This window comes from Actinacidiphila rubida (assembly GCF_900110255.1).
GTDB lineage: Bacteria > Actinomycetota > Actinomycetes > Streptomycetales > Streptomycetaceae > Actinacidiphila > Actinacidiphila rubida.
This window is the reverse complement of record NZ_FODD01000006.1, coordinates 1-12,672: the sequence shown is the minus strand read 5'-3', so window position 1 is coordinate 12,672 and position 12,672 is coordinate 1. Positions and strand designations below refer to the sequence as shown.

10 protein-coding genes are annotated in these 12,672 nt (G+C 72.8%); 3 read left to right on the top strand and 7 right to left on the bottom strand.

What is annotated here, in order from left to right:
* Positions 1-86: 86 nt before the first annotated feature.
* Complete coding sequence (sodN, locus tag BMW99_RS07425) at positions 87-482, top strand: superoxide dismutase, Ni (protein ID WP_069465350.1); 396 nt, start codon at positions 87-89, stop codon at positions 480-482.
* 162 nt (positions 483-644) lie between these two features.
* Complete coding sequence (locus tag BMW99_RS07420) at positions 645-1,607, top strand: zinc-binding dehydrogenase (protein ID WP_075016471.1); 963 nt, start codon at positions 645-647, stop codon at positions 1,605-1,607.
* Positions 1,608-1,685: 78 nt separating this feature from the next.
* Here the strand turns inward: BMW99_RS07420 and BMW99_RS07415 are convergent, their stop codons facing one another.
* The 7 genes from BMW99_RS07415 to BMW99_RS07390 form a co-directional block, all read right to left on the bottom strand.
* Positions 1,686-2,750, bottom strand: a complete 1,065-nt coding sequence (locus BMW99_RS07415) for a PadR family transcriptional regulator (RefSeq protein ID WP_075016470.1) — start codon at positions 2,748-2,750, stop codon at positions 1,686-1,688.
* A 1-nt stretch (position 2,751) separates the two neighbouring features.
* Positions 2,752-3,624: a DUF4097 family beta strand repeat-containing protein gene (locus BMW99_RS07410; RefSeq protein ID WP_069467238.1), complete on the bottom strand. Its 873-nt coding sequence runs from the start codon at positions 3,622-3,624 to the stop codon at positions 2,752-2,754.
* A gap of 162 nt (positions 3,625-3,786) precedes the next feature.
* Entirely contained in the window at positions 3,787-3,963 is a 177-nt protein-coding gene (locus tag BMW99_RS41225; RefSeq protein ID WP_176735734.1) for a DUF6104 family protein, read from the bottom strand.
* Positions 3,964-4,144: 181 nt separating this feature from the next.
* A complete protein-coding gene (locus tag BMW99_RS07405; RefSeq protein WP_075016469.1) occupies positions 4,145-8,035 on the bottom strand; it encodes a multifunctional oxoglutarate decarboxylase/oxoglutarate dehydrogenase thiamine pyrophosphate-binding subunit/dihydrolipoyllysine-residue succinyltransferase subunit in 3,891 nt (1,296 codons plus the stop codon).
* Between the two features lie 238 nt (positions 8,036-8,273).
* Positions 8,274-9,404: a HAMP domain-containing sensor histidine kinase gene (locus BMW99_RS07400; protein ID WP_079175975.1), complete on the bottom strand. Its 1,131-nt coding sequence runs from the start codon at positions 9,402-9,404 to the stop codon at positions 8,274-8,276.
* Positions 9,401-10,114, bottom strand: coding sequence for a response regulator transcription factor (locus BMW99_RS07395; RefSeq protein ID WP_069466136.1), 714 nt, complete (start codon positions 10,112-10,114; stop codon positions 9,401-9,403). The genes BMW99_RS07400 and BMW99_RS07395 overlap by 4 nt, the downstream gene beginning before the upstream one ends.
* A 128-nt stretch (positions 10,115-10,242) precedes the next feature.
* Positions 10,243-10,980: a spermidine synthase family protein gene (locus BMW99_RS07390; protein ID WP_069466135.1), complete on the bottom strand. Its 738-nt coding sequence runs from the start codon at positions 10,978-10,980 to the stop codon at positions 10,243-10,245.
* A gap of 159 nt (positions 10,981-11,139) precedes the next feature.
* On the opposite strand from BMW99_RS07390, the gene BMW99_RS07385 reads away from it, so the two are divergent.
* Positions 11,140-12,141 carry a class I SAM-dependent methyltransferase gene (locus BMW99_RS07385; protein ID WP_075016468.1) on the top strand — a complete coding sequence of 334 codons (1,002 nt, stop codon included), beginning with the start codon at positions 11,140-11,142 and terminating at the stop codon, positions 12,139-12,141.
* Positions 12,142-12,672: the final 531 nt, after the last annotated feature.

The window sequence follows — 12,672 nt, the reverse complement described above, 5'->3', positions numbered from 1 at the left end:
GGCCTAAGCCACCTGGGGCACCCGAGAAAACGACTCCTCCAGGGAGTAATGTCCCACCTGAAAGACGATCACGAGGAAGGACAGCCATGTTCACTCGCCTGTTCGCGCCCAAGGTCAAGGTCAGCGCCCACTGCGACCTGCCCTGCGGCGTGTACGACCCGGCCCAGGCCCGCATCGAGGCCGAGTCCGTCAAGGCGGTCCAGGAGAAGTACCAGGCCAACGAGGACGCGGACTTCCGCACTCGGGCCGTGCTGATCAAGGAGCAGCGCGCGGAGCTGGCCAAGCACCACGTGTCGGTCCTGTGGAGCGACTACTTCAAGGCCCCGCACTTCGAGAAGTACCCCCAGCTGCACCAGCTGGTCAACGACACCCTGAAGGCCCTGAGCGCCGCCAAGGCGTCCAACGACCCGGCGACCGGCCAGAAGGCGCTGGACCTCATCGCCGAGATCGACAAGATCTTCTGGGAGACCAAGAAGGCCTGACCCGGCCTGTACCGGTCGTCCACGGGTCCTCGACCCGGCCCCGGCCGCCCCGCGGTGCGACACGCACCCGGGGCGGCCGGGGCGTTCAGGGGGCGTCCGCGCGGCGCGCGTCACACCGCGAGCCGGTTCCGCCGCCGTCGGCGGCCGCCGTAGGGTCGGGCCATGTTTGCTGTCTACGCCGCGCGCATCGATGCCGAGCAGCCGCTGACCGGACTGGAGTTGGGGGAGCGGCCGGCGCCGCGTCCCCGCGACGGCTGGTCCACCGTCACGGTGAAGGCGGCCTCCCTCAACCACCACGACCTGTGGTCGCTCAGAGGGGTGGGCCTGGGCGAGGAGAGCCTGCCGATGATCCTGGGCTGCGACGCGGCCGGGATCGACGAGGACGGCAACGAGGTGGTGCTGCACTCGGTGATCGGGCAGAGCGGGTACGGCGTCGGCCCCGACGAGCGGCGGTCCATCCTCACCGAGCGCTACCAGGGCACCTTCGCCGAGCAGGTCACCGTGCCCACCTGGAACCTGCTGCCCAAGCCCGCGGAGCTCAGCTTCGAGGAGGCGGCCTGCCTGCCCACCGCCTGGCTGACCGCCTACCGGATGCTGTTCAGCAACGCCGGTGTGCGGCCCGGTGACTCGGTGCTCGTCCAGGGCGCGGGCGGCGGCGTCGCCACCGCGGCGATCGTGCTGGCCCGGGCCGGCGGCCTGCGGGTCTACGCCACCAGCCGGGACGCGGCCAAGCGCCGCCGGGCCGAGGAGCTGGGCGCGCACGGCGTGTACGAGCCGGGCGCGCGGCTGCCGGAGCGGGTGGACGCGGTGATCGAGACGGTGGGCGCCGCCACCTGGTCGCACTCGGTGAAGTCGCTGCGCCCCGGCGGCACGCTGGTGATCTCCGGCGCGACCAGCGGCCCGAACCCGCGCTCCGCCGAGCTGAACCGGATCTTCTTCCTGGAGCTGAAGGTCGTCGGCTCCACCATGGGCAGCAAGGAGGAGCTGCAGGACCTGCTGTCCTTCTGCGCGGTCACCGGCGTCCGCCCGGTGATCGACTCGGTGCTGCCGCTGGACCGGGCCCGCGAGGGCTTCGAACACCTCGCCGCGGGCGAGGTGTTCGGCAAGATCGTGCTCACCGCCTGACGCGCGGCGGGCCGGTCGGCGCCCCGCCGTCCGGCCCGCGTGCGCGTCGCCCGTGCCCGTGCCCGTGCCCGCCGCGCGTCAGCGCTCCGGCCGCTCGGTGTTCCCGGCGCCCGTGCCGTGCAGCGCGGCCGAGATGTGGGCCGCGGCCGACTTCAGGTGGCGGCGGACCTCGCGCAGCTGCCGGTCGTTCACCCCGCGGTCGCGTGCGGTGTCCCGGATGCCGTCGCGGAAGCCGTCCAGCAGCCGCTCCAGGTCCCGCAGCGGGTTCTCCGAGACGGGGGCGGCGTCGGCGGCGTCGGCGGCGTCCGGGGCGTCCGGGGCCTCCCCGGCGTCCATGGAGCCCTCGGCCCCGTCCTTCGTGGCGGTGCCGCCGGTCCCGCCTCCGGCCTCGCCGCCGGTCTCGTCCCGCCCGGGCTGGGCCGTGCTCGTCGCCTCGCCCCAGGCCGTGGCCGGCGCGTCCGTGCCGGCCCGGCCCGCCCCGCCGCCGAACTGGCCCAGCTCGCGGGTGAGTTCGGCAAGACCCTCGCGCAGGCCCGCCTGCCAGTCGCCGGCCCGGGTGTGCGTCTGGACCTGCTCCTGCACCTGCCGGGCGATCCGCTGCACCTCCTCGCGGGCGCTGTCCATCGCGTCGCGGGCCGCCTTGGCCTGGCGGCGGGCGTCGCGGGCCTCCTCCTTGGCGCGGCGGCTCTCCTCCTTCGCCCGGTGGGCCTGCTCCTTCCACTCCTGGCGGGCGCGGCGCTCGTCGCCCTGGCCCGCGCGGGCCTGCTGCGCCGCGGCCCGGACCTCACGGCGCAGGTCGCCCGCCGCGCCGCGGACGTCCTCGCGGATCTCCGCGGCCAGCGCGGAGACCGACTCGCGGATCTCGGCCTCGAGGCCGGCGATCTCGTCCGCGCGCTCGGCCAGTTCGGCCCGCCCGGCGTCGGTCAGGGAGTAGACCTTGCGGCCGCCCTCGGTGGAGTGGGTGACCAGGCCCTCCTTCTCCAGCTTGGCGAGCCGCGGGTAGACGGTGCCGGCCGAGGGCGCGTACAGGCCCTGGAAGCGCTCCTCCAGCAGCCGGATCACCTCGTAGCCGTGGCGCGGGGACTCGTCCAGCAGCTTGAGCAGGTACAGCCGCAGACGGCCGTGGGCGAAGACGGGGGCCATGTCAGGCGTCCTTCCGCAGCGAGTGGGCGTCCGACGCCGCGTCCGCCGCGTCAGCCGCGTCATCAAGGGGTGGCCTGCGCAGCAGGGCCAGCGCGCCGGAGACCGTGGTGGCCCGCAGCCGGGCGCTGCCGCTGCCGATCCGGCCGCTGATCCTCTTGGGGCCCCATCCGGAGACCTGCAGCTCGTCGAAGGCGCAGGAGACGCGGCCGCTGGTGGTGCTGGCGTCGACCTCGGCGTCGCCGGGCTCGGGGATGCGGATGGCGATCTCGCCGGAGACCGTGGTCAGCCGCACGTCCGCGCCGGCCGACGGGTCCAGGTCCAGCACCATGTTGCCGCTCACCGAGTCGGCCCTGACCTCGGGGCCGCTGCCCTCGACCACGGTCAGGTCGCCGGAGACGGTGCTGAAGACCAGCTCGCCGGAGAGCGACTGGGCCTCGACGCTGCCGGAGACCGTGCTGGCCCGTACCGGGCCGGCCAGACCGACGAGCGTGCTGTCGCCGTGGACTCCCTGCACGGTGGTGGCCCCGGACACCCCGGAGACCACCGCGGTCGCGCCGACCACGCCGACCTCCACCCGGGTGTGCAGGGGCACGGCCAGGGAGACCACCGCGTGCCGCTTCCAGCCCTTGCGGTCGAGCCACTTCAGCAGGCCCTTCCACGGCAGGTCCTCGTAGGTGACGGTGAGCACCGAGTCGTCCACCCTCACCTTCAGCGGCGGCCCGTCGATCTCGGTGACCTCCAGCCGGGCCGGGCCCGAGTCGGTGCCGACCACGTTGACGGTGCCGTTGACGATCCTCACGCTGAGGGCGTCCACGGGCTCGTCGAACACGAAGGTCTCGGGACCGGTGACGGTCCGTTCCGCCGTGCCGCTCATTCTGCCCCTCCCGGGTGCTCGGGAACGCAACATATCGCGTACTCTCCGAGACACGATATATCGCGTACCGCGCAAGTCAAGCGGCCGTCCGCCGCCGAGGCCGGCTCGCACCGGCGCGCGGCGGCTCGCACCGGCCGACCGGCTCACCCCGGCACGCCCGGCTCACTCGTCTTCGTCGTCCAGCCGGGCCAGCCACGTGGCCAGCCGCTCCACCGGGATCTCGAACTCGGGGTTGAGGTCGACGAACTCGCGCAGCCGGTCGGCGAGCCAGTCGAAGGTGACCTCCTCCTCGCCGCGCCGGTCGGCCAGCTCCTCGATGCCGCGGTCGGTGAAGTACACGATGTGCTCCGGTGGTGATGTCGGGGTCGGTCGGGGTTGTCGGAGGATCAGCGGATCCCGGGGTACGGAGCCCGGGCCATACGGGGGCCGGACGGCCCGGGGCCCCGTACCTCGACGGTACGGGGCCCCGGGCGCGGTGCCGTGCGGGCCGGAAGCCGGCCGGCACGTGCGGACCTGCGGGTCAGATCTCGAAGACTTCCCGCACCAGCTGCTCCTGCTGGGCCTGGTGCCGCTTGGCGGAGCCCACCGCAGGCGAGGACGACGCCGGGCGCGAGACGCGGCGCAGCCGGTCCGCGTTGTCCGGGGCCGCACCCAGCAGCAGGTCCAGGTGGTCGATCAGGTTCAGCGCGATGAACGGCCAGGCGCCCTGGTTCGCCGGCTCCTCCTGGGCCCAGACGAACTTCTGCGCCTTGGTGTACGGCGCCACCGCGGCCTGGATCTCCAGCGCGGGCAGCGGGTACAGCCGCTCGATGCGGATGAACGCCACGTCGTTGGCGCCGCGGCGGTCCCGCTCGGCGATCAGGTCGTAGTAGACCTTGCCGGTGCAGAAGACGACCTTGCGCACCGCCTCCGGCTCGACCGTGGTGTCCTGGATCACCGGCTGGAACTCACCGGTGGTGAAGTCCTCGGCCTTCGACGCCGCCGCCTTGAGCCGGAGCATCGACTTCGGGGTGAAGACGATCAGCGGCTTGTGGTGCGGGTTGTGCACCTGCCAGCGCAGCAGGTGGAAGTAGTTCGCCGGGGTGGTCGGGAACGCCACCGTCATGTTGTTCTGCGCGCACAGCTGCAGGAACCGCTCGATGCGGGCCGAGGAGTGGTCCGGGCCCTGGCCCTCGTAGCCGTGCGGCAGCAGCAGCGTGACGCCGGAGGTCTGGCCCCACTTCTGCTCGGCGGCCGAGATGTACTCGTCGACGATGGTCGAGGCGCCGTTGACGAAGTCGCCGAACTGGGCCTCCCACATCACCAGCGCGTCCGGGCGGGCCAGCGAGTAGCCGTACTCGAAGCCCATCGCCGCGTACTCGCTGAGCAGCGAGTCGTAGACGTTGTAGCGCGCCTGGCCCTCGGACAGGTACAGCAGCGGGGTGTACTCCTCGCCGGTGTTCTGGTCCACCAGCACCGCGTGGCGCTGGCCGAAGGTGCCGCGGCGGGAGTCCTGGCCGGCCAGGCGGACGGTGGTGCCCTCCATCAGCAGCGAGCCGATGGCGAGCGTCTCGCCCATGCCCCAGTCGATCGTGCCGTCGCTCACCGAGGCCGCGCGGCGCTGCAGCTGCGGCATCAGGCGCGGGTGCACGGTGATGTTGTCGGGGATGTTCACCTGCGACTCGGCGATCCGCTTGACGACCTCGGAGGAGACCGCCGTGGGCACCGCGACCGGGAACTGCGACTGGTCCAGCGCCGGCACCGCGGGAGACGGCTCGACGGAGGCCTCGCGGACCTCGGCGAAGACGTTCTCCAGCTGGCCCTGGAAGTCCTGCAGCGCCTGCTCGGCCTCTTCCAGCGTGATGTCGCCCCGGCCGATCAGCGACTCGGTGTACAGCTTGCGCACCGAGCGCTTCTTGTCGATCAGGTTGTACATCAGCGGGTTGGTGAACTGCGGGTTGTCGCCCTCGTTGTGACCGCGGCGGCGGTAGCAGATCACGTCGATGACGACGTCCTTGTTGAACGCCTGGCGGAACTCGAAGGCCAGCCGGCCCACGCGGACCACGGCCTCCGGGTCGTCGCCGTTGACGTGGATGATCGGCGCCTCGATCATGCGCGCCACGTCGGTGGCGTACATCGAGGAGCGGGACGCCTCCGGGGCGGCGGTGTAGCCGACCTGGTTGTTGATCACCACATGCACGGTGCCGCCGGTGCGGTAGCCGCGCAGCTGGGACATGTTGAGCGTCTCGGCCACCACGCCCTGGCCGGCGAAGGCCGCGTCGCCGTGCAGCGCCACCGGCAGCACCGTGAAGTCGGTGCCGGCCTTGTTGATGACGTCCTGCCGGGCGCGGGCGATGCCCTCGATGACCGGGTCGACGGTCTCCAGGTGCGACGGGTTGGCCGCGAGCGAGACCTTGACCTGCTCGCCGTCGAGGCCGGTGAAGGTCCCCTCGGCGCCCAGGTGGTACTTCACGTCGCCGGAGCCGTGCATCGACTTCGGGTCGAGGTTGCCCTCGAACTCGCGGAAGATCTGCGCGTACGACTTGCCGACGATGTTCGCCAGCACGTTCAGCCGGCCGCGGTGGGCCATGCCGATGACGACCTCGTCGAGCCGCGACTCGGCGGCCGCGTCCAGGATCGCGTCCAGCAGCGGGATGACGGACTCGCCGCCCTCCAGCGAGAAGCGCTTCTGGCCGACGTACTTGGTCTGCAGGAACGTCTCGAACGCCTCGGCCGCGTTCAGCCGGCGCAGGATGCGCAGCTGCTCCTCGCGCTCCGGCTTGGCGTGCGCGCGCTCGATCCGGTCCTGGATCCACTTGCGCTGCTTGGGGTCCTGGATGTGCATGTACTCGACGCCGACGGTCCGGCAGTACGAGTCGCGCAGCACGCCGAGGATGTCGCGGAGCTTCATCAGCGTCTTGCCGGCGAAGCCGCCGACCGCGAACTCGCGCTCCAGGTCCCACAGCGTCAGGCCGTGCTCCAGCACGTCCAGGTCGGGGTGCTTGCGCTGGCGGTACTCCAGCGGGTCGGTGTCGGCCATCACGTGGCCGCGGACCCGGTAGGAGTGGATCAGCTCGAAGACCCGTGCGGCCTTGGTGACGTCGTCCTCGTGCGCGGTGTCGATGTCGGTCCGCCAGCGGACCGGCTCGTACGGGATGCGCAGCGCGGCGAAGATGTCGTCGAAGAAGTCGTTCTCGCCGAGCAGCAGCTGGTTCATGATCCGCAGGAACTCGCCGGAGGCGGCGCCCTGGATCACCCGGTGGTCGTAGGTGCTGGTCAGCGTCATGACCTTGGAGATGCCCAGGCGGTTCAGGGTGTCCTGCGAGGTGCCCTGGAACTCGGCCGGGTAGTCCATCGAGCCGACGCCGAGGATCATCGACTGGCCGGGCATCAGCCGCGGCACGGAGTGCACGGTGCCCAGGCCGCCGGGGTTGGTCAGCGAGGCGGTGACGCCGGTGAAGTCGTCCATCGTCAGCTTGCCGCCGCGGGCGCGCCGGACGATGTCCTCGTAGGCCTGCCAGAACTCGAAGAAGTTCAGCGTCTCGGCCTTCTTGATGGCCGCGACGACCAGCTGGCGGTCGCCGTTCGGCTTCACCAGGTCGATCGCCAGGCCCAGGTTCACGTGGTCGGGCTTGACCAGGGTCGGCTTGCCGTCCTTCTCCGCGAAGGAGTGGTTCATCGACGGCATGGCCTTGAGGGCCTGCACCATCGCGTAGCCGATCAGGTGCGTGAAGGAGACCTTCCCGCCGCGGGCCCGCTTGAGGTGGTTGTTGATGACGATGCGGTTGTCGAACAGCAGCTTCACCGGGATGGCCCGCACCGAGGTGGCGGTGGGCAGCTCCAGGGAGGCGTGCATGTTCTTGGCGACCGCGGCGGCCGGGCCGCGCAGCGTCACGAACTCGGTGCCGGAGGCGGCGGGCTGCTCGGCCTTCGCGGCGGGCTTGGCCGGGGCGCCGTTCACAGCGGCCGGTGCCGGTGCCGGTGCCGGTGCCGGGGCCGCCGGGGCCGGCGCGGGGGCGGCCGGGGCCGCGGGAGCCGGCGCGGGGGCGGCGGGCGCGGGCGCGGCCGGCGGCTGGGTGGCCGCGGGCGCCGGGACGGGCGCGGCGGGGGCCGGGGCGGCCGGCGCGGGCTGGCCGGAATTCGCCCCTGCGGTCTGCGGGGCGGGCGCCGTGGCGGTGTCCGCCTTCGCGCGGGCGGCGGCGCCGGAGGCACCGCCCTGGCCCGCGGGGGCCGCCGGAGCGGCCGAGCCGTCCGGCTTGTAGTCGGCGAAGAAGTCCCACCAGGCTCGGTCTACCGAGTTCGGGTCCTGGAGGTACTGCTGGTAGATCTCATCGACCAGCCACTCGTTCGGGCCGAAACCCGCTGCAGGGCCCTCGCCCTGCCCTTCGTGGTCGGTCGAGACACTAGAGCTATTGGGGGACTGTGGCGACACGGCGGTAACCGCCCTCTTCCGCTTCACAAGATGGTGGACAGCGGGAATAAAGGCTACGCCTACCGGGGCCCTTCTCGCAGGCCCGGGGCCCAGTCGTCGCGCAAGTCACACCGGATTCCGGGTTTGCGGGGCGTTGCTGGCGGGAAAGTGGTCCCTCTTCAGGGTTGTTCCGGCCAAGGGGACGGCCGCCTTGTCCCAAAGAGACGACCGCCCCGTCAGGGAGTACGTCGCAGCTGCGTCAACGGTTCACCGCGGGGGTCCCCGGAAGGGTGACGTGGATCCGGCAGCCACGAGGGGATTCGGCCACCTCGATCCGGCCACCGTGGAGATCCACCGCCCAGCGGGCGATCGCCAGGCCCAGACCCGTGCCGCCGTCGCCGCCGGGGTGCGAGCCGCGGTGGAAGCGCTCGAAGACCCGCAGCCGGTCCGCCTCGGGGATGCCGGGGCCCTCGTCGCGCACGTCCAGGTCCAGGCTGCCGGGCAGCGCCCCGCCCCGGGCGGTGACCGTCACGCGGCCGCCGGGCGGGCTGTGCTTGACCGCGTTGTCCACCAGGTTCGCCACCACCTGGTGCAGGCGTTCGCCGTCCGCGTACGCGGTCAGCTCGGGCGGCGAGACGTCCAGGTGGAGGTGCACGTCCGCGCGCGGCCGGGAGCGCGAGCCGGTGGCCTTGGAGCTCTCCATGCCCAGGCTCGCGGTCTTCAGCACCGCCGACAGGTAGGGCCAGACCTCGAACCGCTTGGCGTCCAGCCGCACCGCGCCGCTGTCCAGCCGCGACAGGTCCAGCAGCTGGCTGACGAGCTTGCCCAGCCGCTCGGTCTGCTGCAGCGCGAGCCGCATCGTCTCCGGATCGGCGGCGGAGACCCCGTCGACCACGTTCTCCAGCACCGCGCGCAGCGCCGCGATGGGCGTGCGCAGCTCATGTGAGACATTTGCCACGAGTTCCTTGCGGTGCCGGTCCGCGGCGGCCAGGTCGGCGGCCATCTGGTTGAACGCGCCGGCCAGCTCGCCGACCTCGTCCCGGCGCACCCGCGTCACCCGGCGGCTGTAGTCGCCGCCGGCCATGCCGCGCGCGACCGCGGTCATCTCGCGCAGCGGCGCGGTCAGCCCGGTGGCCATGATCTGCGTGACCAGCAGGCACGCGATGATCGAGAAGATGGTGATCACGCGGATCTCGGTCGCCGAGTGGATCGCCACGACCACCAGGAACGTGGTGATGCCCACGGACAGCAGGACCAGGCCCTGCAGCGCGGCCTTGATCGAGCGGAACGGGTCCCAGGGCCGCAGCGCGGCCCACAGGCGGCGCCACTGGAGCCGCAGCCAGCGGCCGCGTCCGCCCGTCCTGACCGCCTCGCTCCCCGGGACGATCATTGCGCGGGGCTCTCCAGGGCGTACCCGACGCCGTGGACCGTGCGGATCCGCTCCGCCCCGATCTTCCGCCGCAGCGCCTTGACGTGGCTGTCGACGGTCCGGGTGCCGGACGCGTCGGCCCAGTCCCACACCTCGGCCAGCAGCTGCTCGCGGGAGAGCACGGCGCGCGGCTGCTGCGCCAGGCACACCAGCAGCTCGAACTCGGTCGGCGTCAGGTGGACGTCGGAGCCGCGCACCCGGACCCGGCGCTGCGCGTGGTCGATCTCCAGGTCGCCGAGCTGGATGCTGGCGCCGCGGACGCTGGTGGCGGCCACCTCGGCCCGCTCCACCCGGCGCAGCAGCACGTGCACCCGGGCGGCCAGCTCCCGCATGGAGAACGGCTTGGTCATGTAGTCGTCGGCGCCCACGCCAAGGCCCACCAGCATGTCGGTCTCGTCGTCGCGGGCGGTGAGCATCAGCACCGGCACCGGCCGGTCCGCCTGCACCCGGCGACAGACCTCGAGGCCGTCGTACCCGGGGAGCATCACGTCGAGCACCAGCAGGTCGGGCTGCCAGGCGTGCGCGGCGTCCACCGCGGACGGGCCGTCACCGGCGGTCCGCACCTGGAAGCCCTCGGCCTGCAGCCTCGCCGCGATCGCCTGCGTTATCGTCTGGTCGTCCTCCACGACCAGCACTCGGCGTTGAGCACCGGCCGTCTGCGTGCTGTCCACTTCCGCCCCACAAGGTCGTCTCGGTTGTCGGATCCCTCCGGTGGCCCGGGACGGATCAACGAGCGCGGCCCACCTGGTGGATCCCTGGGCAGCGTACGGGGCGAGCCGAAGCGTTGACTATGACGCCTTCACGCCTTGACGCCAACGTGCACCACGTCCGGCACTCCTCGGGTGACCGGCACCTCCAGCGTGCGGACGCCGGTGAACCCCGCGTCCCGCAGCGCTGCCTCGAAGCGCGTCGAGGGCTGCGCGGACCAGACGGCGAGCACGCCGGCCGGTTCGAGCCGCTCCCGGCAGGCGACGAGGCCGCTGAGACTGTAGAGAGTGCCGTTGTTCTCGGTTACTGTCCAGTCGGGTCCGTTGTCGATGTCCAGGCAGAGGGCGTCGAAACGGGTTTCCGCGTCCCGCACGTAGCCCACCAGATCGGCCTCGACGACCCGCACGCGAGGGTCGTCCAGCGCGTGCGCGGAGTACGCGGCGAGCGGCCCCGAGCGGTGCCAGTCGACGACCGCGGTCTCCCGCTCCACCACGGCGATCTCGCCCCAGCGCGGCTCCGCCGCGGCCCTGGCCAGCGAGAACCCGACACCGAGCCCCCCGATCAGCAGCCGCAGTCCGGACCGGGGGCCGGCGGGCGCGTCCAGCGCGTCCAGCGCGCAGTCGACGAGCAGCCGCTCCGAGCGGCCGTCGGAGGTGTCCATCAGGAAGCAGCCGTTGGCGATGATCTCGTGCCGCCCGGCGTGCCGCCGCAGCACCACCTCGCCGAACGGGCCGTCGCGGCGGTCCAGCACCACCGGCGAGTCGTCGGAGAGCGGTACGGCGGGCTGCGGAGCGGCGGGGGCGCCGGCTGCGTGGTCGGGATGCGGCATGCGACCATCTTCGCCGACGCCCCGGCAGCTCAGGGCCGGTCCGGTGCACACCCCGAGCCCGTCCCCGCACAGGATGTCCATCCGGGGGGCCCGAGGAGTTCACGATCCCGGCATCCGGCGTTGAGCCGGGGGTGGTGGCGACGGGCGTAGGTTCCGCGCATGTCCTCCCTGCTCAAGAACCCCCTGGCCAGGCGCATGCTGAGGCCGGCCGCCAACCTGGTCGACAACCGCGTCCAGCGGCCGGTCTCACGGCTCCGCCGCGACCTCGACTCGGCGGCCCGCGCCGAGCGCGAGGCGTCCCGGAAGGACCGCGACGCGCTGCGCGGCGAGATCGAGGCGCTCCGCGGCGAACTCGGGTCCCTGCAGCGCGAGATGGCGGACGTGCGCGGCGCGCAGTACGCCGTCGGCCTGCTCTTCGACCGGACCGGCCGCACCGGCCACCGCGTCCCGACGCCCGCCGACATCGACCGGCTGGTCGCCGAGATCAGCGAGGTCACCGGCCAGGACGGCGCGGTGGCCCGCCGCAACGTGACCATAGCCTTCCGCAACGTCGTCGCCCTGGAGACGCTGGCGCTGGGCCGGCTCGCCGGGACGACCGCGAACGTCTGCGGCAAGCTCGCCACCGTCCCGCTGCTGGCCCCGGCCGACCCCGAGGTGCTGGAGATCGGCACCCTGTACGGGCTGTTCGCCGCCACCCTGATGCGGATGCTGCACCGGGCCGGCCAGGAGCCGCGGCTGACGATCGTCGACCCGCTCGCCGGCAGCCAGTTGCAGCCGGGCGCCACGGTGGGCGGCGACCCCACCGGCACCCCCGTCCGCATGGACGTGCTGCGCGCCAACCTCGTGTACGGCGGCCGCGCCGGTGAGGAGGCCCGCGTGAAGCAGGGCCTGTCCGGGGACCAGGACGTGCGCGCCGCGGTCTCCGACCGGAAGTACGGCGTCATCGTCATCGACGGCGACCACTCCGCGGACGGCGTCGCCGCCGACCTGGAATGGGCCGAGGAGATCGCCGCCCCCGGCGCCGTGATCGTGCTCGACGACTACGGCGACAAGGCCTGGCAGGGCGTGCAGGAGGCGGCCGACCGGCACCTGGCTGCCGGCGGCACGCGCTTCGAGATGATCGGGCGGGTCGCCACCTCCGCGTATCTGCGTGCGCGCTAGCCCCTCCGGGGGTTCGCCGGTTTGCGGGGCGCGCCCCGCCCCTCGCTCGCCGCCGCCGTCCACCGGCCGGTGGGTGTTCTCGGCCGGCGGGGTGCCCCCGGGGCTTGCTGGGTCGGCCTCCGGGGGTGCGCCCGGGGCTTGTCGGCCGTCCACCGGCCGGTGGGTGGTTCGGCATCCGGGGTGCCCCCGGGGCTTGTCGGCCGTGTGCCGCGCCGTTGTGGCTTGTCGCGCAGTTCCTCGCGCCCCTGCGGGGCTCGTCCTGCCCCTTGCGGTGCGTTGCCGTGTTCCGGCCGGTGGGTGGTTGCTCGCGTAGTTCCCCGCGCCCCTTCGGCTTCCGGGGTGCGCCCGGGGCTTGTCGGCCGTCCACCGGCCGGTGGGTGTTCGGCTTCCGGGGTGCCCCCGGGCCGCCGTGCCCGTCGCACGGTTCGTCGTGGTTGTTCGCGCAGTTCCTCGCGCCCCTGATATGCGTGCCCTTTGTCCGTGGGGTCGGGGGCGCTCCGGAAGCGTCTCCTCGGAAATGTGCATACGGGT

What these genes read in the sequence shown, in the direction of transcription:
- BMW99_RS07415 (WP_075016470.1), bottom strand. Translation starts at nt 2,750, where the DNA reads ATGGCCCCCGTCTTCGCCCACGGCCGTCTGCGGCTGTACCTGCTCAAG.
- BMW99_RS07400 (WP_079175975.1), bottom strand. Translation starts at nt 9,404, where the DNA reads ATGATCGTCCCGGGGAGCGAGGCGGTCAGGACGGGCGGACGCGGCCGC.
- BMW99_RS07420 (WP_075016471.1), top strand. Translation starts at nt 645, where the DNA reads ATGTTTGCTGTCTACGCCGCGCGCATCGATGCCGAGCAGCCGCTGACC.
- BMW99_RS07410 (WP_069467238.1), bottom strand. Translation starts at nt 3,624, where the DNA reads ATGAGCGGCACGGCGGAACGGACCGTCACCGGTCCCGAGACCTTCGTG.
- BMW99_RS07390 (WP_069466135.1), bottom strand. Translation starts at nt 10,980, where the DNA reads ATGCCGCATCCCGACCACGCAGCCGGCGCCCCCGCCGCTCCGCAGCCC.
- BMW99_RS07385 (WP_075016468.1), top strand. Translation starts at nt 11,140, where the DNA reads ATGTCCTCCCTGCTCAAGAACCCCCTGGCCAGGCGCATGCTGAGGCCG.
- sodN (WP_069465350.1), top strand. Translation starts at nt 87, where the DNA reads ATGTTCACTCGCCTGTTCGCGCCCAAGGTCAAGGTCAGCGCCCACTGC.